This is a genomic window from Serratia sp. BNK-4 (assembly GCF_048685115.1).
Classification (GTDB): domain Bacteria; phylum Pseudomonadota; class Gammaproteobacteria; order Enterobacterales; family Enterobacteriaceae; genus Serratia; species Serratia bockelmannii.
The window spans coordinates 3,777,928-3,803,127 of sequence record NZ_JBLQTM010000001.1; the positions used below are offsets into that span (position 1 = coordinate 3,777,928).

Genomic DNA, 25,200 nt, shown 5'->3' on the forward strand with positions numbered 1-25,200 from the left:
TCGGCTCTCCTGCCCGGCATCCGCGCGAGTACTCTACACTGCCGGACGGCAAAAATCTGCGCGCCGCCGGCGGATTACGGCTCTTTATTCAACATCAAATCCAGCTGTTGCAGCAGCACCAGCAGCGGCAGGCTGCTCGGCTCACGATCTTTCAGCGCCTCTTCGAAATAAGGCGTGATGGCGAAGCGCGTCGGCAGCGGCGCTTGGGCATCCAGCAGCGCATACATGCGCGGCAGAAACACCCACTGCAGCCAGGCTTCGGCCGACATGCTGTCGATACAGAACGGCTCGGTGCTGGAAAAAGCCTCATGCTCAGGCGGCGCGGCCTGCCACAGCGCCAGATCGCGCATGGATTGTTCAATCGCCTGCAAACTGCGGCGCACCTGGTTATGTATACTCATCTGCATTCCCGATCTCTTTTCATTATGGTATTCAGCTCGCTGGCTGAAAGGCGGCAAAGCATAGCATTTTTATAGCCCAAATTTGGCGCGCCCGAGACCGGCTGCCGTTTTTATCTGGTGGCGATCGCCGCCACGCGGCACAATAGGCCCACCGAATACACCACACAGATAAAGATTCATGTCCGTAATAACAGAGAAAAAAAACCACGCGACGCCCGGTAAAGCCATGCTGGCCTCGGTCACCGGTTATGCCATGGACGGGTTTGACCTGCTGATCCTCGGCTTTATGCTGCCGGCCATCAGCATCGAATTAGGATTAACCTCATCGGCCGCCGGTTCGCTGGTCACCTGGACGCTGATCGGCGCGGTGCTGGGCGGCGTGATCTTCGGCCACCTCAGCGATCGTTTCGGCCGAATCCGGGTGCTGACCATCACCATTCTGATGTTTTCCCTGTTCACCGGCCTGTGCGCCGTGGCGCAAGGGTATTGGGATCTGCTGGCCTATCGCACCCTGGCAGGCATCGGGCTGGGCGGCGAATTCGGCATCGGCATGGCGCTGATCGCCGAAGCCTGGCCGGCGGAGAAACGCAACCGCGCTTCGGCTTACGTCGGCATGGGCTGGCAATTGGGCGTGCTGGCAGCCGCCTTCCTGACGCCGCTGCTGCTGGAACACATCGGCTGGCGCGGTATGTTCCTGGTCGGTCTGCTGCCGGCGCTGGCGTCATTCCTGATCCGCCGCACGCTGGGCGAGCCGGAGGCGTTCGTGCGGCAGAAAGACGCCGGGCAGCCGCTCTCCTTCCTGCAGCGTTTGCGCCTGCTGTTTAAGGATCGCGCTACCAGCAAGGCCAGCATCGGCATCTTCATTCTCTGTTCGGTGCAGAACTTCGGTTACTACGGGCTGATGATCTGGATGCCGACTTACCTGGCGAAAAACTTCGGCTTCTCACTCACCAAGTCCGGCCTGTGGACGGCGGTGACGGTGGTCGGCATGACGTTCGGTATCTGGCTGTTTGGCATGCTGGCCGATCGCTTCGCCCGCTGGAAGATTTTCGTGTTGTATCAGGTAGGCGCGGTAGTGATGGTGATCGGCTACGCCCAGTTGAGCGATCCGATGCTGATGCTGTTCGCCGGCGCCGTGATGGGCATGTTCGTCAACGGCATGATCGGCGGCTACGGCGCATTGATTTCCGATACCTACCCGGTACAGGCGCGCGCCACCGCGCAAAACATCCTGTTCAATCTGGGGCGCGGCGTCGGCGGCCTGGGGCCATTGGTGATCGGTGCGCTGGTGACGCAGGTGTCGTTTACCGCCGCCATCAGCCTGCTGGCGGCGATTTACCTGCTGGATATCTACGCCACGCTGTTCCTGCTGCCGAAAAAACAGGGCGCAGGCGATACGCTGGGCGCGATTGGTTAACGCTGGCGATGGATTAAGCAGAGGAGCACGCACGGCGGGAGAGAACAAAAAGTTGGGGGCACTGCGTTAACAGTGCCCCCGGTTCGTTTTATAGCTATCCCGCTACACAGTGTGCTCCCTGCTCAATCCTTGAAAACTTTTCCTGCGGCCATCCTGACCAAGTGATCCTTGCATCATCCTGCAGCATCGTCCTGACGCGGTTCCTCAGCCTTCCTGACCCGCCGACAGTCCTGTGTCGGCTCTCAATCTCCGTCCTGGAGGTGTCCCTGGTTTCTATCCTGAAACATCCTGGGCATCTCCTGACGCCATCCTTCGCTCTGCCTGAGCGCATCCCTTTCTTCTTCCTGAAGCTGCATCATCCTGATGCTTTCCTGCTCCGCCGGTTCCGTTCCGGTAACGATAAGATCGCTTAAATTCCCCGGAATCACAAGGGTTTGGGAGGTGTCTCACACTAAATTAAGACTAAGAGTTATCCTAAAGAAATTCTAACCAATTGATCTGGATAACAATAATCTCATAGCCTGGAAAAAGGTGGGAAAAATTAAGAGCGATATCTCACAGCCCGTGTGAGAGATCTCTCACACGGGCGACGGCGAATCCGTCGCGATTCAGTCCAACACCGGGCGCAGCGCATCGAGGAAATTCCCGAGCGTCGCCGCCAACAAGGTGCGCTTATCGCTGCCGAACTGCTCCAGTACCACGTTGCCGCTGACGTTGCACAGCGACACCATCGTCATCTCGGATTCGGTGGTCGCCAGGAAGAGGGTCGGCGACAATTTGAGGCGCTTTTGCGTCACTAAATGGCCGATGAGGTTTTCCTGCAGGCGGATAAAATCCTCTTCGCTCCAGACCTGCAGCAGGCTCAGGCGATGCTCGCCGAACTGCGCGCTCATGTCGCCGGCGTATTGCTGCGTGTAGAAGCGATGCGCATCCGGCTGCAAACGCAGCTCCAGCGCGGTCTCTACCTTTTCCAGCGTCGCCGCCGGTTCGAAAGGCTGCGGCAACCACAGCACGTCGTCCTCGCGATTCTCCACGATGCAGGGCGACGGCACGCCGTACAGCGCCTCGCTGGCCGGCGCGTGGCCGCGCTCTTGCTGCCACAACTCGACATAGCGTTGAGTGAATTCACGCAGGGCGTGCGATACATCATGGTCCATATTCTTTCTCGCATACGTTAAACTGACGGCCATTGTACCTATCTCTGACCGAGGTGACAGCAGATGTCCTCATATCAAGACCACCAGGCCCTGTCGGGGCTGACGCTGGGCAAACCAACCGCCTACCGCGATCGCTACGACGCCACGCTGCTGCAGGCGGTGCCGCGCAGCATGAACCGCGAGCCGCTGGGGCTGTATCCCGACAACCTGCCCTTCCACGGCGCGGACATCTGGACGCTGTACGAACTCTCCTGGCTGAACGCCAACGGGCTGCCGCAGGTGGCGGTCGGCGAGATCAGCCTCAATGCCGACAGCCTGAACCTGATCGAATCGAAAAGCTTCAAGCTGTATCTCAACAGCTTCAACCAAACGCCGTTCGCCGATGGGGAAACGGTGCGCAGCACCCTGCAACGCGATCTGTCCGCCTGCGCCCAGGGCGAAGTCAGCGTCACCCTGTTCAGCGTCGAGCAGTTGGAAGGCACGCCGATCGCCCGTCTGGCCGGCGACTGCATCGACCAGCAGGATATCCGCATCGACAATTATGAGTTCAACGCCGACTACCTGTTAAACGCCGCCGGTGAAGAGGTAGTGGAAGAGCAATTGGTCAGCCACCTGCTGAAGTCCAACTGCCTGATCACCCATCAACCGGACTGGGGCTCGGTGCAGATAAGCTATCGCGGCGCCAAGATCGATCGCGAAGCGCTCCTGCGCTACCTGGTCTCCTTCCGCCACCACAACGAATTCCACGAACAGTGCGTCGAGCGCATCTTCAATGATTTGATGCGCTACTGCCGGCCGCAGAGCCTGACGGTTTACGCTCGCTACACCCGTCGCGGCGGGCTGGACATCAACCCGTGGCGCAGCAACGTCGCGTTCACTCCCGAGCACGGCCGCCTGGCGCGCCAATAAGTGCGAAACATTGCTCAACAACTGAGCTAACGAGCGGTTTGTGTTGGTAAAAGCGCAGGGACGGCGGTAAGGTTAAAACGAGGCTGCAGCCGGGCAGAACGCCCGTTGCACCGCAGCACGCCAACCATAACGAGATGCTGTTTTGCTGCGTATGGATTACTACCGCCCCGCACCGGGTGCAAAGGAGTTACCTTGATTACACACATCAGCCCGCTTGGCTCTATGGATTTATTGTCGCAGCTGGAAGTAGACATGCTGAAACGCACTGCCAGCAGCGACCTGTACCGCCTGTTCCGCAACTGTTCGCTGGCCGTGTTGAACTCCGGCAGCCAAACCGACAACAGCAAACAGCTGCTGTCGCGCTATGAAACCTTCGATATCAACGTGCTGCGCCGCGAGCGTGGCGTGAAACTGGAGCTGGTCAACCCGCCGGAAGAGGCGTTCGTCGACGGCCGCATCATCCGTTCATTGCAGGCCAACCTGTTCGCCGTGTTGCGCGACATCCTGTTCGTGCACGGCCAAATCGCCAGCGCCGGCCGTTTCCAGCATCTGAACCTGGAAAACTCGGCCCACATCACCAACCTGGTGTTCTCGATCCTGCGCAATGCACGCACGCTGCATCTGGATGAAGATCCCAACATGGTGGTGTGCTGGGGCGGCCACTCGATCAACGAGAACGAATACCTGTACGCGCGCAAGGTCGGCAGCCAGCTGGGCCTGCGCGAGCTGAACATCTGCACCGGCTGCGGGCCGGGCGCCATGGAAGCGCCGATGAAAGGCGCGGCGGTCGGTCACGCGCAGCAGCGTTACCGCAACAGCCGCTTCATCGGCATGACCGAACCGTCGATCATCGCCGCCGAGCCGCCTAACCCGCTGGTGAACGAGCTGGTGATCATGCCGGACATCGAAAAACGCCTGGAAGCCTTCGTGCGCATCGCGCACGGCATCATCATCTTCCCGGGCGGCGTCGGCACCGCCGAAGAGCTGCTGTACCTGCTGGGTATCCTGATGAACCCGGAGAACAGCGAACAGGTGCTGCCGCTGATCCTGACCGGGCCAAAAGAGAGCGCCGATTACTTCCGCGTGCTGGACGAGTTCATCATGAACACGCTGGGCGACGCGGCGCGCCGTCACTACACCATCATCATCGACGATCCGGCGGAAGTCGCGCGGCAGATGAAAAAAGCCATGCCGCTGGTGAAGGAAAACCGCCGCAACACCGGCGACGCCTACAGCTTTAACTGGTCGATCCGCATCGCGCCGGATCTGCAGCTGCCGTTCGAGCCGACCCACGAGAACATGGCGAACCTCAATCTGTATCCGAACCAGCCGCCGGAGCAATTGGCCGCCGCGCTGCGCCGCGCCTTCTCCGGCATCGTGGCCGGTAACGTGAAGGAAAACGGCATCCACGCCATTGAACAGTTCGGCCCGTACAAGCTGCACGGCGAACCGCAGATGATGAAGCAGATGGACAGCCTGCTGCAGGGCTTTGTCGCCCAGCACCGCATGAAGCTGCCGGGCAGCGCCTATGTGCCCTGCTACGAAATCGTCGCCTAATCCTCAATCCTGGGCGGCGTAACGGCCGCCCTGTTTTTTCTGACCTTGCCGCCCATGATGATACACCTACTGATTGTCGACGCCCTGAACCTCATCCGCCGCATTCACGCCGTACAGGGCTCTCCTTGCGTCAACGCCTGCCGCCACGCGCTGCAGCAGCTTCTCCAGCACAGCCGCCCGACCCACGCGGTAGCGGTATTCGACGAGGACGATCGCAGCGATAGCTGGCGTCACCAAATTCTGCCGGACTACAAGGCCGGGCGTTCGCCGATGCCGGAAAACCTGCAGCAGGAGATGCCGCAGTTGCGTGAGGCCTTCGCCGAACTGGGCGTCGCCAGCTGGCATTCACCCGGCAACGAGGCAGACGATCTGGCGGCCACGCTGGCGGCGAAGGTCGCCGGCGGCGGCCACCAGGTGACCATCGTCTCCACCGACAAAGGCTATTGCCAGCTGCTGGCGCCGAACGTACAGATCCGCGATTACTTCCAGAAACGCTGGTTGGATATGCCTTTCGTGCAGCAGGAATTCGGCGTGCAGCCGCAGCAACTGCCGGACTACTGGGGGTTAGCGGGGATCGGCAGCAGCAAGATCCCCGGCGTGGCCGGCATCGGGCCGAAAACCGCCGTGCTGCTGTTGCAGCAGTCGGGCAGTCTGGACGGGATCTATCAGCACCTGGAGCAGGTGCCGGAGAAATGGCGCGGCAAGCTGGAGCAGCACCGCGAGCTGGCCTACGTCAGCAAACACGTCGCCACGCTGCGCACCGATCTGTCGCTGGACGGCAACCTGCAGCAGCTGCGACTGCCGATACAATAAGGGCGCTGCAAGCAGCGCCCTTCATCAGGTTTAACGCGATTAATCGCGCTCGTCGCGCCGACCCGGCACCGCCGACCACATGCGGCGCACGTGTACGGTGATCTCTTCGCGGTCGTGATACAGCTGTTTGGCGTGCACTTCGACGCTGATGCCGGCAGCGCCCAGCGCTTCGCGGATGCTCATCAGGTTTTGCGACACTTCCTCATAGCGCTTTTTCATCGGCAGCTTGAGGTTAAAGATCGCTTCGCGGCACCAACCTTTCACCAGCCACTGAATCATCAGGCTGGTCACTTTCGCCGGTTTCTCCACCATGTCGCACACCAGCCAGTAGATTTTGCTGCTGTTCGGCTCGAACTTGAAGCCGTCGGCGCGGTGGTGCGTCACCTGGCCGGTTTCCATCAGGCTCGGCGCCATCGGGCCGTTATCCACCGAATGCACCATCATGCTGCGTTTCACCAGCTGATAGGTCCAGCCGCCCGGGCAGGCGCCCAGATCGACCGCGTGCATGCCGCTGGCCAGGCGTTCGTCCCACTCGTCGGCGGGGATGAACACGTGGAACGCTTCTTCCAGCTTCAGCGTCGAACGGCTCGGCGCATCGGCTGGGAAGCGCAGACGCGGAATGCCCATGTAGAACGGCGAGTTGTTGTTGCTGTAGGAGTAACCGACGTAGCAGCAGCCCGGCGCGATAAAGAACACGTGCACCACCGGGCGAGTCGGGTTCTCGCGCGCCATCAGCACCTTCTGCTCGCGCATCGCGGCGCGCAGCGGCACCGTCAATTTGCGGCAGAATTTCATCAGCTCTTTGCTTTCGTTGGTGTCCGGCACTTCCACCCGCAGCTCGCCGCCGCGGTCAACCACGCCGATCAGCATGCCAACGATCGGCGATACCCGATCTTCCGGTGGCAGATCGCGCAGCAGCTCACCCACCACGATCATCTGGCGGGCGAAAATCAGTTCGCGGAACGGAATCTCCCGCGCCAGGCGATCGGCATCGTCCGGCTGATAGCATTCGAACAGCACGTAACCGCTGTGCTCTTTTACTCGTGCAAAGCCGTAAATCTCCAGCTGGGCGGCTTTGTCGGTGATCTCTGCCGCACACTCTTTTTCAAAGCCTGGGCGGCAGTACAACGCAATCTTATTCATGGCGCTCGGCCTTTTTCCTCAGACGCAAAGCGCCAATCAACATCAATATCCAGCCGATCAGGAAGCACACGCCGCCAACCGGCGTGATATATACCCAGACCTTCAGGTGCGACAGCGCCAGGCAATAGAGGCTGCCGCTGAACAACACGGTGCCGAACGCCAACAGCGCTCCGCTCCAGTAAAACCACAGGCTCACGCGGCGCTGCATCGCGACCGCCAGCGCCAGGATGGCCAGGGTGTGGAACCCCTGATACTCCAGCCCGGTACGGATCCAGGCCATTTCATTGGCGCCGAGCGTACCGCTTAACACATGCGCGCCGAATGCGCCCAACGCGACAAACACAAAGCCGCTGATAGCGGCGAAAACCAGCATGGAACGGCTGCTCATCGTGATCTATCCCATTAAAAATCACCGGCCGCGGCAAGGCGGCGGCCGGCCTTATTGTTCGTAGCGGAAGCGGAACTTCTCTTGTTCGCTGGCGGCACGCGCCAGGATCCACTGCCGGAAGGCGGCTATTTTACCCAGTTCTGCCTGGCTGTCATGACATACCAGATAAAAAGCGTTTTTACTGACCAGCACATCGTTGAACGGGCACACCAGGCGACCGGCTTCAATCTCGGTTTGCGCCATCACGTTGTTCACCAGCGCCACGCCCTGACCGTGCACCGCCGCCTGCACCACCATGGCGCTGTGGCTGAAGATCGGCCCCTGCTGCACGTTGATGTGCTGCAACCCCAGTTGGCGCGTATAAGCCAGCCAGTCGCGGCGTGAAACGTCATGCAGCAACGTATGATAAGCCAGATCCTCTGCGGTTTTCAGCGGATGATCGCCGGTCAGCAGGCTCGGCGAACACACCGGCAGCAAATATTCCGCATACAGGCGCTCGGCGCGCAGCCCCGGCCAGTTGCCGCGGCCGTAGAAAATCGCCACGTCGACGTCGTCCGCCAGCTTGTCCTCTTCGCGGTCCACCGCCTGGATGCGCACGTCGATGCCCGGATAAGCTGAGTTAAAGCCGGACAGCCGTGGCACCAGCCACTGAATGGCGAAGCTCGGCGGCAGACTGACGGTCAATGCCCCCTTGGCGCTACGCGCCTGCAGCTTGCGCGTCGCCTCGTTGATCGAAGAGAAAATCTCCTTGATATCGAGGTAGTAACTTTGGCCCTCTTCGGTCAGCAGCAGCGAGCGATTGCGCCGGCGAAACAGCTTCAGTCCGAGAAAGTCCTCCAGCGACTTGATCTGGTGGCTCACCGCGGCCTGGGTCACGAACAACTCTTCCGCCGCCTTGGTGAAACTCAGGTGGCGAGCGGCCGCATCGAACACGCGCAGCGCATTGAGGGGAGGTAAGCGTTTAGACATTAAATTAGCTACTTTTGTGTAACATTAATCCGAATGATTCGGCGCCGAAAATCGGGCGGCTTTGTGTGGCAAGCCATCGGTAAACGCTAACGGCGTATTGCCATTAGTTTTTTTAATCCGAGCCATTATAATTTGTCCGTTGAGGATGCGCCAGCAAATACCTATAGTGGCGGCACTTCCCGGGCCGGAACGAAAAGGGAGTGGGTGTCGAGGACGCCGATGAACTTTTGGCTTGTGGTTGTGATGTTGTGTTTGCAAATTGTCCGGCGATTCCGGACATGGTAGCTAGGCTACTGTTTTTTCACTTCCTGTACATTTACCCTGTCTGTCCATAGTGATTTTATGCAGCACCGCAAAACTTGCGGTGCTTTTTTTTGCCTGACGGTTACTGGTTGCTTTCAACCATCTCTTTCACATCGGCGCGGTTGATCTGCTGCTCGACGCCGTTAGCGTCTTTATAGCTGATCATGCCGGTATCGTTGTCCACTTTTGGCTTGCCGTCAGCGACAATGGTGCGTCCGTCATTGGTATGCATCACGTAGTTGCTGGAACAGGCGGCCAGGGTGAACGTAAGCATCAGGGCAGAGAGAACTGCGGCTGTTTTCTTCATTGAGGACTCCTTTTTAGTTTTAAATGCTGATAAATACCTTTTATGTGTATAGATGCGATTAATAAGCGCACATTTAATAGCATAACAAACTTTTCCAATTTTGCCAGGCGATAAGTCCTAATAGGCAGGATCGCTTGTCTCCGGCGGCAAAATAGGACAGGATCACCCATCGACTCAAGCCAGTGACAATCAGGGTATGACGCCTTTTAACCCCAGCCTTTTTCGCCAACAGTTTCCCGCGCTCGCGCAGGATGGTATCTATCTGGACAGCGCCGCCACCGCGTTGAAACCGCAGGCGGTCATCGACGCCACGCAGCAATTTTATCGCGATGACGCCGCCACCGTGCACCGCAGCCAGCATCGGGCGGCGCAGGATCTGACTGCCCGCTTCGAGCAGGCACGCGGCCAGGTGGCGAAATTGATCAATGCGCCGTCGGCCGACGACATCGTCTGGACGCGCGGCACCACCGAGGCGATCAACCTGGTGGCGCAGAGCTACCTGCGCCCGCGTCTGCTGCCGGGCGATGAAATCCTGGTGAGCGAAGCGGAACACCACGCTAACCTGATCCCCTGGCTGATGGTGGCGGAACAAACCGGCGCGCGGGTGGTGAAACTGCCCATCGGCGCCGACCGGTTGCCGGATTTGACGCAGCTACCCGCCCTGCTCAACGACAAAACCCGCCTTTTGGCGCTGGGGCAAATGTCCAACGTCACCGGCGGCTGCCCGGACCTGGCACTGGCAATCGCCATGGCGCATGCCGCCGGCGCGCACGTGATGATCGACGGCGCTCAGGGCGTGGTTCACGGCCCGGCCGACGTACAGCGGCTCGACATCGATTTTTACGCCTTCTCCGGCCACAAGCTGTATGGCCCGACCGGCATCGGCGCGCTGTACGGCAAAGCCGAGCTGCTGGCGCAGATGGCCCCCTGGCAAGGCGGCGGCAAGATGCTGACCCAGGCGTCGTTCGACGGTTTTACCCCACAAAAGCCACCGCACTGTTTCGAAGCCGGCACGCCAAACATCGCCGGCGTGCTGGGGTTGGCCGCCGCGCTCACCTGGCTGAGTGAACAGGACATGGCGGCGGCGGAACGTTACAGCCGCGAGCTGGCTGACCGGGCGGAACAGCAGTTGGCGCAGCTGCCGGGCTTTCGCAGCTTCCGCAGTTCCGGTTCCAGTCTGCTGGCGTTCGATATCGCCGGCGTACACCACAGCGACATCGTCACGCTGCTGGCGGAGCAAGGCATTGCGCTGCGCGCCGGCCAGCACTGCGCGCAGCCGCTGATGGCGGCATTAGGCGTCAGCGGCACGCTGCGCGCGTCGTTCGCCCCCTACAATACACAACAGGATGTCGATACGCTGGTCAGCGCGTTGACTCACGCCCTCGATCTGCTGGCCGACTGACGTGATTTCCGGAGACACTATGCTCGCCCCCCATCCTTTTGGCCGAGAGATCACCGCCGAAGCCTTGATCGCTACCTTCAGCGCGCTGAAACAGTGGGAAGACCGCTACCGCCAGCTGATCATGCTCGCAAAACGGCTACCGCCGCTGCCGGAGGCCTTGCGCAGTGAAGAAATGGCGTTGAGCGGGTGTGAAAACCGTGTCTGGTTAGGGCACCAATTGCTGGAAGACGGCACGCTGCACTTCTATGGCGACAGCGAGGGCCGCATCGTGCGCGGCCTGCTGGCGGTGCTGCTGACCGAAGTGGAAGGAAAAACGCCGCAGCAGATCGCCGCATTGGATCCGCTGGCGCTGTTCGACCGTCTGGCATTGCGCGCGCAGCTGAGCGCCACCCGCGCCAGCGGCCTGGCGGCCTTGGGCTCCGCCGTCAAGGCGATCGCCGCCCGTTACGCCTGACGCGCCGCCTTCGCCACCATCTTTTTCAGCGCGTGCGATACGGCGACGAAACCGAAGGTGGCGGTAACCATGGTCGCCGCACCGAACCCCGCGCTGCAATCCATTCTTTTTGGCCCTTCCGCCGTGCTGCGCGAAGCGCACACCGAACCGTCCGGCTGCGGGTAAACCAGCGGTTCGCTGGAGAAGACGCAGTCGATGCCCAGCTTACCCTTACCGTTTTTCACCACGTTGAAATCGTGCTTCAACCGCTCGCGCAGCTTGGCGGCCAGCGGATCCTGGATGGTTTTGGCCAGATCGGCCACTTCGATTTTGGTCGGGTCGACCTGACCGCCGGCGCCGCCGGTGGTCACCACCGGGATCTTGAAGCGGCGGCAGTATGACAGCAACGCCGCCTTCGGCCGCACGCTGTCGATCGCGTCGATGACGTAGCTGAAGTTATGGTCCAGCAGCTCGGCGACGTTGTCCGGGGTGATGAAATCGTCGATGCAGGTCACCCGGCATTCCGGGTTGATCGCCAGGATACGCTCCGCCATCACCTCGGTTTTCGATTGCCCGACATGCTGGCGCAACGCGTGGATCTGGCGGTTGGTATTGGTAACGCAGACATCATCCATGTCGATCAGAGTGATCGCGCCGATGCCGGTGCGCGCCAGCGCCTCAGCCGCCCAGGAACCCACGCCGCCGATGCCGATCACGCAGACGTGCGCCTGCGCGAACACCGCCAGCGCCTGCTGGCCGTACAATCGCGCCGTGCCGCCGAAACGCTGCAGATAGGCTTCCGAATAAGCTGTGCTCATAACGCTTTAATTACCTTCGTAATGCAAATGATAAGGGCCGGAAAATCCGGCCCTTGCGGGTCAATCTTTTCACGTCGTATGCGTTTACCGAGTGGCCAACAACGAACCGCCGCCGTTTGACTGATTGGCGCTGAACAACTGACCGCCACCGTTGTTCTTCAGCACCCAGACGCGGCCATAGTGGTTGTAGTATCCTGCCGAGTGGCCGGCATCCGGCCCGATGCCCTGATACATGTCAAAATGCTGGCCCTTGATGGCCCCGCCCACGTCGAGTGCGACCATCAGACGCATCTCGTATTTTCCCGTGAATTTACCCTTGTTGTCCAGCAGCGGCACTTCGGCCAGCAGCGTAGTGCCCGCCGGGATCAGCGAACGGTCGGAGGCCACCGAGGCTTTGGCGATCAGCGGCACCGCACTGGCGCCCTTCACCGGCGCAAAAGCTTCCGGACGGAAGAACACGAACGACGGGTTCTGCTCCAGCAGCTCACGCACCTCTGCGGCGCTGTGGGTATCCGCCCACTGACGGATCGCCTGCATCGACATGTCCGCCTTGGCCACTTCACCGCGATCGATCAGCACCTTGCCGATGCTGCGATAGGCGTGGCCGTTCTTACCGCCGTAGCCGAAGAACACCAGCGGCTGGCCGTTGCCGTAGTCGACATAGCCACTGCCCTGGACTTCCATCATGAAGTTGTCCATCAGCGAGTTGGTGTAAGCGATGATATAGCGATCGTCAAGCGCGCCGGAATAGATGCCCGCGCGATCCGGCAAGCGGCCTCTGCCCTTCGGCGGCATGCGGTACAGCGGATAGCGGAACTCGCCCTGTTGGGTATAGCGCGCCTGCACCACCGGCGTATAGTAGCCGGTAAACTGCACGTTGCCGTAATTGTCGACACCTTCCATCTGGTAAGCGCTGAGGCCGTACTGGCTCAGCATGCGCGTGTCGGCGCCGGACGCCATCCAGCTTTGCACCGCCTGATAGGTGCTGTTGTTGCGGTTAAACAGCGAAGGCGACGCGTACTTGATCTCCATCAACTGATCCGAATAATCCTTGGCGTTGACCGGCGAACCTTTGGCGTTGGGCTGATTGACCAGCTCCAGCGATTGATCCAGACGGCCGTCTTTATATTGCTGACCCCGATCGGTCGGCTTGGACGAACAGCCCGCCAACACCGCCACCAACAACCCGCCCAGCAGGTATTTGCCCCAACGTCCTTTCATCGCGCACACTCTCAAACTGATATGATCTACCGGCTGAACGATAACAAACGCTCATTGATAAAGGAATCGCTGCAAATAAAAAAAGCCGCACGGAGGATGGTGATGAAAAAGAAGGCAAATTGCGGGCAAATCCAGCAGAAAAACGGGTTTAGGCCAATAAAATGCAAAAAGGGTTTGCAACAAAACGCACGGAGAGTATAGTGCGCATCCATCGGACGCGGGGTGGAGCAGCCTGGTAGCTCGTCGGGCTCATAACCCGAAGGTCGTCGGTTCAAATCCGGCCCCCGCAACCAACCGATGCCGCATTGGCGGTATTTGCGTTTGGCTTCGATAACAAAGTATTATACGGACGCGGGGTGGAGCAGCCTGGTAGCTCGTCGGGCTCATAACCCGAAGGTCGTCGGTTCAAATCCGGCCCCCGCAACCAACCGAATGTCGTACCAGCGGCATAACATGAACGGTGGTTTCGTAGTAATACAGCATCAAGACGGACGCGGGGTGGAGCAGCCTGGTAGCTCGTCGGGCTCATAACCCGAAGGTCGTCGGTTCAAATCCGGCCTCCGCAACCAACTCTTGATGACAACAGATAAGCACCCTTCCGGGTGTTTTTTTGTATCTGCAATCCGCAAAAATAGCCGGACTCGCGCCCGGCCCTGCTTTTATCGGCTCGCCAGCGCGCCGCCGTTGGCGAAATAAGCCTTGATCCCCGCCAGAATCGACTCCGCCACCTGCTGCTGGAAATGGCTGGTGCGCAGCTTGCGCTCCTCTTCGATGTTGCTGATAAATGCCGTCTCTACCAGGATCGACGGGATATCCGGCGCCTTCAACACCGCAAAACCGGCCTGATCGACGCGATTCTTGTGCAACCGGTTGATTTTCCCCATCCGATTCAACACTTCCTTGCCGAACTTCAGGCTGTCGTTGATGGTCGCGGTCTGGATCAGATCGAACATGGTATGGTCGAGATAGCGGTCGCCGCTCTTGCTGACGCCGCCGATTTGGTCCGACGCGTTCTGCGTCTGCGCCAGGAACTTGGCCGCCGAGCTGGTGGCGCCCTTGGTGGACAACGCGAACACCGATGAACCGCGCGCGGCGCGGCTGGTAAAGGCGTCAGCGTGAATCGAAACGAACAGATCGGCGCGCTGCTTGCGCGCCTTGGCGACACGCACCTTGAGCGGGATAAACACATCTTCGTTGCGCGTCATGAACACTTTCATGTTCGGCTCGCGCTTGATCATGGCGCTCAGCTTGCGGGCAATCTGCAGCACGATATCTTTCTCGCGCGTCTTGTACTTGCCGATAGCGCCGGGATCTTCGCCGCCGTGGCCAGGATCCAGCATGATGACGATCGGCCGATCGCGCCCCGCCTTGCCGGCCTGCGGCGCTTCCGGCGGCAGCGTGCGCTCCAGATCGCCCTTGTTGTAATCTTCCAGTAACGCCAGTAGCGGATCATACTCCTCACCGCCGCTGCCGCCCTTGGTCGGGTAGAGATCCATCACCAGACGGTTGCGATACTCCGGTACCGGCGCCAGCGTGAAAATATGCGGGCTGACGCTCTGCTTGAGCTCAAGCACCAGCCGCACGGTATTCTGATCAAACTGGCCGACGCGCGCCTGCTTGAGATACGGATCGTCGGCGCGCACCTGCCCGGCAATACCTTTCAGCACGCTGTTGAGGTGGACGCCTTCGATATCCACCACCACGCGATCGGGATTGGTCAGGGCAAACTGCTTGTATTTCAGCTCGACGTTGGATTCCAGCGTGACGCGGGTATAAGTGGAGGACGGCCAGACGCGCACGGCAATCACGTGCGATGACGCGGCGAAGCCCGTGCGACTCACACTCAGCAACCAGCTGGCGGCAACGCCCTGTAATAAACGACGGCGGCCCAGATTGTGATTAGCGTTTGGCATGCGGCTCCGGCAGTAATAACTGTTTACAACAGATGAAAAAAACACCAATGACTTGGGAATGCCGAAAACTTTAACCAATCATTCCTGCCCTGTCATCAGAAAATCTTTTTATGGTTTTTCAATTTATTAACGATTTAGCGCCCTTAGCTCGCTCTTCATGGCGATTTCCCACTTGCCATTAGCGCCATAAAAGAATAAAAATACAAAAATATCGTATAAATATTCACAAGAGGTTGCCCGTGAAGGAACGTAGTACAGAGCTGGTGCAAGGATTCCGTCACTCAGTCCCTTATATCAATGCCCACCGTGGCAAGACGTTTGTCATCATGCTCGGCGGGGAAGCCATCGAACACGAGAATTTCTCCAACATCGTCAACGATATCGGGCTGTTGCATAGTCTGGGCATCCGCCTGGTAGTGGTTTACGGCGCACGGCCGCAGATCGACGCCAACCTGGCGCAGCATAACTCTGAGCCGATCTACCACAAGCACACGCGCGTAACCGACGCCCATACGCTCGAACTGGTCAAGCAGGCCGCCGGTTTGTTGCAGCTGGACATCACCGCCCGCCTGTCGATGAGCCTCAACAACACGCCGCTGCAGGGCGCGCACATTAACGTGGTCAGCGGCAATTTCATCATCGCTCAGCCGCTGGGTATCGATGACGGCATCGACTATTGCCACAGCGGCCGCATTCGCCGCATCGATGAAGAAGCGATCCATCGCCAACTCGACAGCAACGCCATCGTGCTGATCGGTCCGGTCGCGGTCTCAGTCACCGGCGAGAGTTTCAACCTGACTTCGGAAGAAGTGGCCACCCAGTTGGCGATCAAACTGAAAGCGGAAAAAATGATCGGTTTCTGCTCCTCACAGGGCGTGACCGATGCAGAAGGCAATATCCTTTCCGAACTGTTCCCCAACGACGCGCAAAAGCGCCTTGAAGAACTGGAGGAAGGCGGCGATTACCATTCCGGCACCGTGCGCTTCCTGCGCGGCGCGGTGAAAGGCTGCCGCAGCGGCGTGCGCCGCAGCCACTTGATCAGCTATCAGGAGGATGGCGCGCTGGTGCAAGAGCTGTTCTCGCGCGACGGCATCGGCACCCAAATCGTGATGGAAAGCGCCGAGCAGGTGCGCCGGGCGACGATCAACGACATCGGCGGCATCCTGGAACTGATCCGGCCGCTCGAACAACAGGGTATTCTGGTGCGCCGTTCACGTGAACAGCTGGAGATGGAGATCGACAAGTTCACCATTATCGAACGCGACAACCTGACCATCGCCTGTGCGGCGCTGTACCCGTTCCTGGAGGAAAAAATCGGTGAGATGGCCTGTGTCGCGGTACATCCCGATTACCGCAGTTCTTCGCGCGGCGAGATGCTGCTGCAGCGGGTAGAAAACCAGGCGCGCCAGATGGGGCTGAAGAAGCTGTTCGTGCTGACCACCCGTAGCATTCACTGGTTCCAGGAACGTGGCTTTACCCCGGCGGAGGTCGACGTGCTGCCGATGCAGAAACAGGCGTTGTACAACTACCAGCGCCGCTCCAAAATTCTGCTGGCGGATCTGTAATCACAGTGGGCGCGGCCGTTGCCGCGCCCGTTCATCGCTTATTCCGTTGCCTGCAACCGTTCAGCCAATCCGCTGCGGCGCTGGGTCGGCGTGCGAATAGCCCGCAGCAGTACCGTCTCCGTAGCGTACAGTGAGAGCTGCTTACGCGCACGAGTGATCGCGGTATAGACCAGCTCACGCGTCAGCACCGGCAGGAAATGGTTCGGCAACACCAGAACCGTATGGTCAAACTCCGATCCCTGTGATTTGTGCACCGTCATGGCATAAGCGGTTTCATGCGCCGGCAAACGGCTTGGCTGTACCGACTTGATGCTGCCGTCGGGCAGTTGGAAATGCACGCGCAGATCGCCGTGCTCATCCGGCAATGTAATGCCGATATCCCCATTGAACAGCCCCAGTGCGCTGTCGTTGCGGCCGATCATCACCGGCCGCCCCCGGTACCAGCGGCCGAGCACGCCCGGTTTGCGGTCGATCAGGCCCGCACGCTGCAGCCCGAGCTCAATGCGCTCGTTCAGGCCGGCGACGCCGAACGGCCCTTCACGCAGCGCACACAGCACCTGGAAACGGCCAAAAGCCGCCAGCACCGTCGCCGCGTCCGCCCCTTCGGCCGTCAGCCGCAGATAGTCGCGGTAGCCCGCCACGCAGGCATCCAACAGCGCCTGATACTCTTCGCTCGTCGCCAGCGCATAGCCCGCGACATCGCCGAAACTGCCGTTTAGTGCCGCCAGTGCGCGATCCCCCGCGCCGGCGTTGACCGCCAACGCCAGCTGGCCGATGCCGGAACGGGCATCGAAACGGTAGCTCTTGCGCAGCAGACACAGGCTATCGCGCACCGCCGCTTCCGCGTCGGCCTGCCGCCCTTCGATCGAACAGCCGGTCAGGCGGCTCAGCTCTGCGGCACGCGCATCGCTGTATCCCTGCTCGGCAAAACGGCAAATATCCCCCAGCACCGCGCCGGCCTCTACCGAAGCCAGCTGATCGCGGTCGCCAAGGAAAATAACCCGAGCCCGATCGGGCAACGCGGCAATCAGGCGCGCCATCATCGGCAGATCGACCATCGAGGCCTCATCCACCACCAGCACATCCAAATGTAGCCGGTTGCCGCGGTGATAGCGCATGCGCTGACTGTTCGGTTGCGCCCCCAACAGACGGTGCAACGTCGCCGCCTCCGTCGGGAACAACGCCTGCTGCGCCGGGGTCAACGCCAACTGACGGCTGGCGCTGCCAAGCGACTCCGTCAGGCGCGCCGCCGCCTTGCCGGTCGGCGCCGCCAGCTGAATTCGCAAGCGCGCGCTTTCATCCAGTTGCACCAGCGCCGCCAGCAGCTTGGCGACGGTGGTGGTTTTACCGGTGCCCGGCCCGCCGGAAATCACCGCGATACGCCGCGTAGCCGCCACCGCGGCGGCGATCTTCTGCCAGTCGGGTTCGTCGCTCGCCGTGCCGAACAAGCGGTCGAGAATGGCGCGCAATGCCTCCTCCGGCACCGCCAGCGATTCACCTTCGCCGCCGATAAACGCCGCCACTTCACCTTCGTTTTGCCACATGCGCTGCAGGTATAAACGCGGCCCGCGCAGTACCAGCGGCGTTGCGCCGCTGCCATCCCCGACCGCCGCACTGGCCGCCAAACGCTGCTGCCAACGCGCGCTATCCGGTCGTCCGACCGCCTCCCACACCGCCAACGCCAGCGCTGGTTGGCGCCCTTCAAACAGCGTGTCCGCCTGCAGTTGCTCCAGCATCAGGCAGACATGACCGGCCCCCGCCTCTGCGCTCAGGCAGGCGGCGGCCAGCAAAATATCAGGCTCGTCTTCGTTCGCCACCACGCGGGCGAACTGCACGTCCAGCGGGCGCAGCGCGCCAAGCGCCACCGCCTGCTCCAGCAGTGCGATCATGATCCTTCCTCCGCCGCCGCAGCCTCGCCGCTGAACAAGCGATCCATCCCCTCCACCAACTCAAACTCGGGGAGACAGGTGAAAATGCCATTGCCCGGGTTCGCCGCATCCACGCCGCGCAGGAACAGATAAATCACCCCGCCAAAATGGCGTCGGTAATCATAATCCGGCAACCGATGGCGCAGATAACGATGCAACGCCAGCGTGTACAGCTGGTATTGCAGATCGTAACGATGCTCCGCCATCGCCTGCTCCATCGCCGGCCGGGTATAGGCGCTGCTGTCCTCTCCTAGCCAGTTGGACTTGTAGTCCAGCAGGTAGTATTTGCCCTGCCAGCAGAACACCAGGTCGATAAAGCCTTTCAGCATGCCCTGCACCTGGTGAAAATCCAGCGCCGGACAGCGGGCGGAAAGCGGATCGTAACGCTTCACCAGGGAATCGAGCTCCTTCGCCTGCAACAGCCGATTAATCGGTAAATAGAACTGCAGCTCTGCCTGCTTATGCTGCGGCGTCAGCGCCGCCAGCGTCACGCCGCTGTCATCGAGCGGCGTATTGAGCAGCACCTGCATCCACGCCAGCAGAATCGGTTGCCAGTGTTCGGCGAACCCTTGCTGCTGCAGCTGTTCCAGCAGCCACTGTTCGTCGAGCGGCTGGGTGAAGTCCAGCGTTTCAAACAGGCTGTGCAGGAAGGTGCCGGGCGTTGCGCCGCGCGGGAAGGTATGCGGTGTAAGCGCTGGCTCACTTTCTTCCCCGCGCTCGCCGGCCGCGTCGACATCCAGACGCGGCAGCAGATCCTGCATCAGGCTCGCGCCGTGCTGTTGCAAACCGGTATAGCTGGTCACCCGCCAAAAATCCTGGATCCGCCGGGTAAAGCTTTTCGCCTCCAACGCCTCGGTTAGCGAAGCCTGGGGGTGCCAGGGTTCTTCATCCGGCGGTTCAACCAGCGACAGCGCGATACCGCCGCCCGCTAATTGCTGCAGCCGCTCCTGCAGATACACGGCGTCACCGGCTTGCCCGCCCTGCACCAGATAACCCAATGCGCTGCGGTGCAGATCGGTATCGCCCTGTTTCTTGCGCGTGCCCTGGAACAACGGTGCGATGCCGATGCTGCAGTGGTACACCGAGCGGGTCAGCGCCACATACAGCAGACGCAGGTCTTCCGCTAATCGCTCCTCCTCCGCCCAGGCCTGGCTCTCTTCATTGGCGTCGAGATCCAGCAACGCCTGGAAACTGTGGCGATCGTGATACAGCGCCTGTTGCTGCTGGCGGAAGTTGCCGACGAACGGCAGCCACACCAGATCGAACTCCAACCCCTTAGACTTGTGAATCGTGATCACCTGCACCAGATGCCGGTCGCTCTCCAGCCGCAACTGCTGATTATCGGACTGACGATTAGGCTGGGCGATCTGCTGCGCCAGCCAGCGCACCAGCGCATGCTCGCTGTCGAGCTGCGCCGCAGCCTCTTGCAACAGCTCCCCCAGATGCAGCACGTCGGTCAAGCGACGCTCGCCGCCGGCGCTGGCCAGCAGGTTCTCCGCCAGCTGGCGCGCTTTCATCACCTCACTCAGCATCGGCAACACGCCGCGGCGCAGCCAGAGCGTACGGTAACTGTCGAATTCATTAACCAGCGAGTCCCAGGCGCGCTCATCGCGGCTCAGGCCGTCCAACGTCGGCGCGTCCAGCCCCATCAGCCCGGTGGCCATGGCGCTGCGCAGCGTGCGCTCTTGTTCCGGCGCCAACACCGCCTGCAACAACCACAGCAGGTCTTTGGCCTCCGGGGTGTCGAACACGCTATCGCGGTTGGACAGATACACCGAAGGAATAGAAAGCGCACTCAGCGCATCGCGCACCAACGCCGCCTCATTGCGGCTGCGCACCAGCACCGTGATATCGGAGGCTTGTACCGGCCTTGGCATCTTGCCGCCCTGCAGCCACGCCTGGCCCTGCTGCCCGGCGCTGAGCCAGTCGCGAATTTGCGTGGCGCACAGGCGCGCCATCAGCTGTTGGTAATCACTTACACCGGCGCCTTCCCCCTGCTGCAGCCAGAACTGCATCGCCGGTTGCGGCTTGCCGTGCAATTCAAACGCCAGCCCTTGGTTCTTTTCCGCCGCGCTGACCTCGATAAAGGGGATTTGGCCGAACAGGAAAGGCTTTTCTACCTGAGAAAACAGGTGATTAACGCTGGCGACCATCGACGGCGACGAGCGCCAGTTGGTCTCCAGCGTATAGTGGGCGCTCACCTCTGAGCGCGCCCGCATGTAGGTAAAGATGTCGGCACCGCGAAAGGCGTAAATCGCCTGCTTGGGATCGCCGATCAGCAGCAGGCCGCAATCGGGCCGGCCGACGTAAAGTTTTTGGAAAATGCGGTATTGCTGCGGATCGGTATCCTGGAATTCATCGATCATCGCCACCGGGTAACGCTGGCGGATCGCCTGTGCCAGCTGTTCGCCGCCACCGCTTTGCAAGGCGCCGTCCAGCCGGCTGAGCAGGTCGTCAAACCCCAGCTCGGCGCGCTGGCGCTTTTCTTGCTGAATGGAAGTGCGGATCTCGCTGAGCGCGCGCGCCATGATCAGGTCGCGCAGCGTCAAGGGTTCATCGAACAGCGCATCTATTGCCGTGAACAGCGCATGCCGCGGCGGCTCACCTTTCTTGGTCTTCTCCAGCAGCACCGACTGGCGAAATTTATCCAGTTCCTTCGGCAACTGGTAGTCCTGGGTCTCCTGCCCGCTCCATTCGCCGACCTTGTTCAGCCAGTTCGGCAGGTGTTTGCTGCTGTAGCTGCGCTTATCGACGCCGGACTGGGCGATTAACGCCTCCAGATCGCCCGCCGCCGCCCGCCATTGCGCCTTGATGGCGTCGATGCGCGCGACGATCTGCTCGTGGCGCATCAGGACGGTTTCTTCGTCCTTCGGCGGCCGACGCAGCGCCGGCGCTTCACCGTGCAGATAACCGGAAAGGTCGGCCAGCAACGCTTCCGGGCCGCTCCACTCCTGGCTGACCGCTCGCGCCACGCCCAGTGGCAACGGATAGCAGTGGCGACGCCAGAAATCGGCACAGGCCTGCCGCCGCAGCGGCAGCTCGTCCTGCACCAGCGTTTGTTCAAACAGCATGCCGGACTCAAAGGCGTTGTGCGTCAACATTCGTTGGCAAAAGCCGTGAATGGTGTAGATCGCCGCTTCGTCCATCTGCCGCTCCGCCGCCAGCAGCTGCGAGGCGGCGTCGGTCAAATCGTCAATTTCAGCCATCAGCGCCGAAAAAAGCGGGTTGGCGCTGACGCCCCGCACGCAGGCGATACGCAGCCCGTGAATATTGTCGCGGATACGCCCGCGCAGCTCCTCGGTGGCGGCCTCGGTAAAGGTCACCACCAGGATTTCTTCGACCGTCAGCGGCCGGGGAAACGCTGCTTCACCGCCCAACCCCAGCAGCAAACGCAGGTACAGCGCGCCGATGGTAAAGGTTTTGCCGGTGCCCGCCGACGCCTCGATCAGGCGTTCGCCGAACAACGGTAACGTCAGCGGCTCCAGCCTTTGCGGGGCAACTTCCGTCATGGCGTCGCCACTTTGCGCGGCAGGATCTGCTGCAATGCAGACGCGTTCGGATAGGTAACCCAATCCTTAGGCGCCGCGTAATCCGCCTTGTCTTGCCCGCTGCCGCTCACCTGCGACAGCACCGCCAGCCCCTGCGGTTGGATCACCGCCTGGTGGAAATAATCCGCCAGCTTGGCCGGCGTCAGCTGTTGCACCTGCGCAATCAGCTTCTGACGGGTATCGAAGGCGAAATTGCCGCGATCGAAATCGTTGGCGAACCGGCTGGCTTCTTCGCTGAGGGTTTGCGGCCGCTGCTTCAGCTCATTAATGAGCGCCTGTTTGTACTGCTCAAAATCGGCCTCGCTCATGTCGCGCAAGCGCTTCTCGGTTTTCGGGTAGAAATCCTGATAGCGCTGGTACAGGTAGGCCGGCTGTTTGCTGTTGCTCTGCAGCAGGAAGCCCACGCCCCACTGGCGGCCCACCGACATCGGGAAGGCGAAGACCGCATACCCCAATTGCTCCTGAGTGCGCAGCTGGCTGTAGAACCACGGCTGAATGATCTGCCCCAGCAGCGAGCTGTAGGCCATGCCGGTCACTTCGTCGTAGCCGGTCGGCACATAGACCGCCGCCAGCGCCGAGTCGGTGCTGCTGCCCACCTGTTGCAGGTTGGCTAGCTGATTCTTGTCCACCACCACGTCTTCGCCGTGCCACCATTCGATGCCGGTACAGCCCAGACGATGTTTCAACGTCGACGCCAACGTGTCGACCTGCTGCTTGCTCATGTTGCCCACCACCAACAGCTCCGGCGTGGCCTCGGCCAGCAGGCTGTCGCGATAGGCCAGCACGTCTTTCAGCGTCAGCGTCTTCAGCACTTCGCGGCGCTCACTGCGTTCGGAATACGGCACGCGGGAAACCATCTGCACCGGCTGAATGGCCAGCTCAAACGCTTTGCCCTTCTCGGCGGCGTCCAACTGCTCCAGGTACCAGGATTTGGCCTGCGCCAGCTGATCTTCCGTCGGCGTGAAGCTGGAATAGCCCTCGATCAGCGCCGTCAACAACTGCGGCAAACGCTGGGTAAAGCCGTTGGCGTTAAACATCAGGCCGTTGTTCGGCGACGTCGAGAAACTCAACCCGCCGACCGACGCCTGATAGCTCAGTTGATCCAGCGCGAGGCCGGCCAGATAATCCGTCAGCGAGAACAGCACCTGGTTGCGCGCGGAGTCCATGGTCTTGGCGTTGCGGAAAGCGACGGTGACGTCGGCCTTCGGCTCGTCGGCGAAATAACGGCTCGGCATATACAGCACGCGCAGGCCGGGTTTATCCACCACCATTTCTGGCTTTTTGAACTCGTGCGACGGTTTGGTCAGGGTGAAATCATCCGGAATGTACGGGTTGAGCGCTGGCAACGACAGAGAAATGCCGCTGCCCAGCTGCTGCCACTGCGTAAAGCGCTGTGGCGTGATTTTGTCGACCTGGTAAGGCGCGTTGACGAAATAGGCCGTCTTGTTGTGCGGCTCATCGGGGCTGACGAACCAGATGCGCGCATTTTGCGGCGTCATGGCATCCAGACGTTCAGCGATCGCCTTGGGATCATAACGATCGGCCAGGTAGGGTGCGTCCAGCGCATGCTCAACCGGCACACGCAGCATCGTGTCCACCAGCCATTCGATGTAGTCCATGTCGCGCGTGATCGACGGATAACGGAAGTCCAGATTCAGAACGTGCGAGATTTCGTCGAAATAACTCTGCTTGATGCCTTCGCTGCGCAGCATTTTCAGGTAGTTGAAAATGGCGGCGACGACCTCGTCGCGTTTGGCCAGACCTTTGTCGGTCAGTGAAACGCTGATGGCGAAGACGCCGCCGTTGCGATCGACCATCGGATCCGCGCCGGCATTGATGGCATCCGCCAGCCCCTGCTTCTGCAACCAGTCAGACAGGGTGTTTTTGCTGCGGTTGCCGATCAGGTAGCTGATGTAGGTATCGGTTTTGCTGCGAAACGCGGCGCTGTTGTTATCGATGCGGAACTCGACCTTCAGCTGCTTGCGCGGCTGCGCCGGCACATAGTGAATGATGATTCCCTGCTGTTCCGGCGTCACGGCCGGCACGGTGATCGGCGGCACGCTGGCGTCGTGATTCGGCACGCGGCCAAAGGTTTTCGCCGCAATATCCGCCAACTGCGGCAGCGGCTGATTACCGTACAAAACGCCCATCATCAGGTTGGCGGAGTAGTAGCGTTTATAGAAGCCGGTCAGTTCATCATGCAACTTGCTGTCCGGCTTGTCTTTCAGCGTATCGAGATTGCCGCCGGAGAAGCGCGCGCTCGGGTGCGCCGGGTTAAGGGTTTCCGCGCCGACCTGCGCCATGCGCATGCCGTCGCGCGAACGCGCCATCGTCAATTCGGCGTTCACCGCGTTGCGCTCACGATCGGCATTGCCCGGATCCAGCAGCGGCTCGGCAATGGCGTCGGCCATGCGATCGACCGCCGGCTCCAGCGCGTCATTCTCCACTTCCAGATAGAAGGCGGTGCGATAAGAGGCCGTGCTGGCGTTATGGCTGCCGCCGTGCTTTTTCAGGAATTCGGACAGGTTTTCCGGCTCTGGATAGCGTTTGGAGCCCATCAGCACCATATGTTCCAGATAGTGCGCCAAGCCAAGTTGGCTGTTCGGATCTTCGAGCGACCCGACCGGCAATGCCAGCGCCGCCAGCGATTTCGGCGCCTGGGCATCGGACACCAGCAACACCGTCATGCCGTTAGCCAACTTGATCGCCTCGTACTGACGCGGATCGTGTTCGCTCTTGTTGATCTTCTCCGCCAGCGGTTGCCATCCTTGCGCGGCCCAACTCAACGGTGCCCAACACATAGCCAATAATACCAGCCCGGCGATACGGGCCAACTGTCTGCGCATATCCAAAATAAACCCCTATTCTGACGTCGCTACGCCCACTCCCTGACGTTGGCGACGTGCATCAAAACCACATAACCAAATCGGTACTCGCCGGGTTCTTCGCCAATGTGGCGGTCCGAACACGGCGGGTATATGCCTGTACGTTATGTCAGACCGGGAATT

19 protein-coding genes and 3 tRNA genes are annotated in these 25,200 nt (G+C 60.6%); 10 read left to right on the forward strand and 12 right to left on the reverse strand.

What is annotated here, in order from left to right:
* Positions 1–74 precede the first annotated feature (74 nt).
* A complete protein-coding gene (locus ACMGGW_RS18090; RefSeq protein WP_025304043.1) occupies positions 75–401 on the reverse strand; it encodes a YqcC family protein in 327 nt (108 codons plus the stop codon).
* Between the two features lie 178 nt (positions 402–579).
* Here ACMGGW_RS18090 and ACMGGW_RS18095 point away from each other — a divergent pair, with 178 nt between their 5' ends.
* Positions 580–1,818, forward strand: a complete 1,239-nt coding sequence (locus ACMGGW_RS18095) for an MFS transporter (RefSeq protein WP_049206166.1) — start codon at positions 580–582, stop codon at positions 1,816–1,818.
* 608 nt (positions 1,819–2,426) lie between these two features.
* Here the strand turns inward: ACMGGW_RS18095 and syd are convergent.
* A complete protein-coding gene (gene syd, locus ACMGGW_RS18100; RefSeq protein WP_025304045.1) occupies positions 2,427–2,975 on the reverse strand; it encodes a SecY-interacting protein in 549 nt (182 codons plus the stop codon).
* A 63-nt stretch (positions 2,976–3,038) separates the two neighbouring features.
* Here syd and queF point away from each other — a divergent pair, with 63 nt between their 5' ends.
* From queF to xni, 3 genes are all read left to right on the forward strand, one after another.
* Positions 3,039–3,884 carry an NADPH-dependent 7-cyano-7-deazaguanine reductase QueF gene (gene queF, locus ACMGGW_RS18105; RefSeq protein ID WP_043139883.1) on the forward strand — a complete coding sequence of 282 codons (846 nt, stop codon included), beginning with the start codon at positions 3,039–3,041 and terminating at the stop codon, positions 3,882–3,884.
* A 192-nt stretch (positions 3,885–4,076) separates the two neighbouring features.
* Positions 4,077–5,441 carry a nucleotide 5'-monophosphate nucleosidase PpnN gene (ppnN, locus tag ACMGGW_RS18110; RefSeq protein ID WP_019455737.1) on the forward strand — a complete coding sequence of 455 codons (1,365 nt, stop codon included), beginning with the start codon at positions 4,077–4,079 and terminating at the stop codon, positions 5,439–5,441.
* 54 nt (positions 5,442–5,495) lie between these two features.
* Positions 5,496–6,254 carry a flap endonuclease Xni gene (gene xni / locus ACMGGW_RS18115; protein WP_025304047.1) on the forward strand — a complete coding sequence of 253 codons (759 nt, stop codon included), beginning with the start codon at positions 5,496–5,498 and terminating at the stop codon, positions 6,252–6,254.
* Positions 6,255–6,293: 39 nt separating this feature from the next.
* Here xni and rlmM read toward each other — a convergent pair whose 3' ends face one another.
* The 4 genes from rlmM to ACMGGW_RS18135 form a co-directional block, all read right to left on the reverse strand.
* Positions 6,294–7,397: a 23S rRNA (cytidine(2498)-2'-O)-methyltransferase RlmM gene (gene rlmM / locus ACMGGW_RS18120; RefSeq protein WP_019455735.1), complete on the reverse strand. Its 1,104-nt coding sequence runs from the start codon at positions 7,395–7,397 to the stop codon at positions 6,294–6,296.
* A complete protein-coding gene (locus ACMGGW_RS18125; protein ID WP_004931896.1) occupies positions 7,390–7,785 on the reverse strand; it encodes a DUF423 domain-containing protein in 396 nt (131 codons plus the stop codon). The genes rlmM and ACMGGW_RS18125 overlap by 8 nt, the downstream gene beginning before the upstream one ends.
* A gap of 51 nt (positions 7,786–7,836) precedes the next feature.
* A complete protein-coding gene (locus ACMGGW_RS18130; RefSeq protein WP_025304049.1) occupies positions 7,837–8,754 on the reverse strand; it encodes a transcriptional regulator GcvA in 918 nt (305 codons plus the stop codon).
* A 385-nt stretch (positions 8,755–9,139) separates the two neighbouring features.
* Positions 9,140–9,364: a YgdI/YgdR family lipoprotein gene (locus ACMGGW_RS18135; protein ID WP_025304050.1), complete on the reverse strand. Its 225-nt coding sequence runs from the start codon at positions 9,362–9,364 to the stop codon at positions 9,140–9,142.
* 196 nt (positions 9,365–9,560) lie between these two features.
* On the opposite strand from ACMGGW_RS18135, the gene csdA reads away from it, so the two are divergent.
* Positions 9,561–10,766, forward strand: coding sequence for a cysteine desulfurase CsdA (gene csdA / locus ACMGGW_RS18140; RefSeq protein ID WP_049296157.1), 1,206 nt, complete (start codon positions 9,561–9,563; stop codon positions 10,764–10,766).
* Between the two features lie 19 nt (positions 10,767–10,785).
* A complete protein-coding gene (csdE, locus tag ACMGGW_RS18145) occupies positions 10,786–11,220 on the forward strand; it encodes a cysteine desulfurase sulfur acceptor subunit CsdE (protein ID WP_049206161.1) in 435 nt (144 codons plus the stop codon).
* Here the strand turns inward: csdE and tcdA are convergent.
* A complete protein-coding gene (tcdA, locus tag ACMGGW_RS18150) occupies positions 11,211–12,017 on the reverse strand; it encodes a tRNA cyclic N6-threonylcarbamoyladenosine(37) synthase TcdA (RefSeq protein ID WP_025304053.1) in 807 nt (268 codons plus the stop codon). The two genes, csdE and tcdA, sit on opposite strands and share 10 nt — an antisense overlap.
* 84 nt (positions 12,018–12,101) lie before the next feature.
* Positions 12,102–13,238, reverse strand: a complete 1,137-nt coding sequence (gene mltA, locus ACMGGW_RS18155; RefSeq protein WP_025304054.1) for a murein transglycosylase A — start codon at positions 13,236–13,238, stop codon at positions 12,102–12,104.
* 216 nt (positions 13,239–13,454) lie between these two features.
* On the opposite strand from mltA, the gene ACMGGW_RS18160 reads away from it, so the two are divergent.
* From ACMGGW_RS18160 to ACMGGW_RS18170, 3 genes are all read left to right on the forward strand, one after another.
* Positions 13,455–13,531 (forward strand) — tRNA-Met (locus ACMGGW_RS18160).
* A gap of 57 nt (positions 13,532–13,588) precedes the next feature.
* Positions 13,589–13,665: transfer RNA gene (locus tag ACMGGW_RS18165), tRNA-Met, on the forward strand.
* A 65-nt stretch (positions 13,666–13,730) separates the two neighbouring features.
* Positions 13,731–13,807 (forward strand) — tRNA-Met (locus tag ACMGGW_RS18170).
* 90 nt (positions 13,808–13,897) lie between these two features.
* Here the strand turns inward: ACMGGW_RS18170 and amiC are convergent.
* Positions 13,898–15,151, reverse strand: coding sequence for an N-acetylmuramoyl-L-alanine amidase AmiC (gene amiC / locus ACMGGW_RS18175; RefSeq protein ID WP_004931882.1), 1,254 nt, complete (start codon positions 15,149–15,151; stop codon positions 13,898–13,900).
* Positions 15,152–15,390: 239 nt separating this feature from the next.
* On the opposite strand from amiC, the gene argA reads away from it, so the two are divergent.
* A complete protein-coding gene (argA, locus tag ACMGGW_RS18180) occupies positions 15,391–16,716 on the forward strand; it encodes an amino-acid N-acetyltransferase (RefSeq protein WP_025304056.1) in 1,326 nt (441 codons plus the stop codon).
* A gap of 38 nt (positions 16,717–16,754) precedes the next feature.
* Here argA and recD read toward each other — a convergent pair whose 3' ends face one another.
* From recD to ptrA, 3 genes are read right to left on the reverse strand one after another with little or no spacing between them, the layout of a single operon-like run.
* Positions 16,755–18,605, reverse strand: a complete 1,851-nt coding sequence (recD, locus tag ACMGGW_RS18185) for an exodeoxyribonuclease V subunit alpha (protein ID WP_043139870.1) — start codon at positions 18,603–18,605, stop codon at positions 16,755–16,757.
* On the reverse strand, positions 18,602–22,153 hold the full coding sequence (recB, locus tag ACMGGW_RS18190; RefSeq protein WP_127146786.1) for an exodeoxyribonuclease V subunit beta: 3,552 nt from the start codon (positions 22,151–22,153) through the stop codon (positions 18,602–18,604). Before recB ends, recD begins: the two co-directional genes overlap by 4 nt.
* Positions 22,150–25,038 (reverse strand): pitrilysin, encoded by a 2,889-nt coding sequence (gene ptrA / locus ACMGGW_RS18195; RefSeq protein WP_049206156.1) that lies wholly within the window; start codon positions 25,036–25,038, stop codon positions 22,150–22,152. Before ptrA ends, recB begins: the two co-directional genes overlap by 4 nt.
* Positions 25,039–25,200: the final 162 nt, after the last annotated feature.

What these genes read in the sequence shown, in the direction of transcription:
- ACMGGW_RS18090 (WP_025304043.1), bottom strand. Translation starts at nt 401, where the DNA reads ATGAGTATACATAACCAGGTGCGCCGCAGTTTGCAGGCGATTGAACAA.
- ACMGGW_RS18095 (WP_049206166.1), top strand. Translation starts at nt 580, where the DNA reads ATGTCCGTAATAACAGAGAAAAAAAACCACGCGACGCCCGGTAAAGCC.
- syd (WP_025304045.1), bottom strand. Translation starts at nt 2,975, where the DNA reads ATGGACCATGATGTATCGCACGCCCTGCGTGAATTCACTCAACGCTAT.
- queF (WP_043139883.1), top strand. Translation starts at nt 3,039, where the DNA reads ATGTCCTCATATCAAGACCACCAGGCCCTGTCGGGGCTGACGCTGGGC.
- xni (WP_025304047.1), top strand. Translation starts at nt 5,496, where the DNA reads ATGATGATACACCTACTGATTGTCGACGCCCTGAACCTCATCCGCCGC.
- rlmM (WP_019455735.1), bottom strand. Translation starts at nt 7,397, where the DNA reads ATGAATAAGATTGCGTTGTACTGCCGCCCAGGCTTTGAAAAAGAGTGT.
- ACMGGW_RS18125 (WP_004931896.1), bottom strand. Translation starts at nt 7,785, where the DNA reads ATGAGCAGCCGTTCCATGCTGGTTTTCGCCGCTATCAGCGGCTTTGTG.
- ACMGGW_RS18130 (WP_025304049.1), bottom strand. Translation starts at nt 8,754, where the DNA reads ATGTCTAAACGCTTACCTCCCCTCAATGCGCTGCGCGTGTTCGATGCG.
- ACMGGW_RS18135 (WP_025304050.1), bottom strand. Translation starts at nt 9,364, where the DNA reads ATGAAGAAAACAGCCGCAGTTCTCTCTGCCCTGATGCTTACGTTCACC.
- csdA (WP_049296157.1), top strand. Translation starts at nt 9,561, where the DNA reads ATGACGCCTTTTAACCCCAGCCTTTTTCGCCAACAGTTTCCCGCGCTC.
- csdE (WP_049206161.1), top strand. Translation starts at nt 10,786, where the DNA reads ATGCTCGCCCCCCATCCTTTTGGCCGAGAGATCACCGCCGAAGCCTTG.
- tcdA (WP_025304053.1), bottom strand. Translation starts at nt 12,017, where the DNA reads ATGAGCACAGCTTATTCGGAAGCCTATCTGCAGCGTTTCGGCGGCACG.
- mltA (WP_025304054.1), bottom strand. Translation starts at nt 13,238, where the DNA reads ATGAAAGGACGTTGGGGCAAATACCTGCTGGGCGGGTTGTTGGTGGCG.
- amiC (WP_004931882.1), bottom strand. Translation starts at nt 15,151, where the DNA reads ATGCCAAACGCTAATCACAATCTGGGCCGCCGTCGTTTATTACAGGGC.
- recD (WP_043139870.1), bottom strand. Translation starts at nt 18,605, where the DNA reads ATGATCGCACTGCTGGAGCAGGCGGTGGCGCTTGGCGCGCTGCGCCCG.
- recB (WP_127146786.1), bottom strand. Translation starts at nt 22,153, where the DNA reads ATGACGGAAGTTGCCCCGCAAAGGCTGGAGCCGCTGACGTTACCGTTG.
- ptrA (WP_049206156.1), bottom strand. Translation starts at nt 25,038, where the DNA reads ATGCGCAGACAGTTGGCCCGTATCGCCGGGCTGGTATTATTGGCTATG.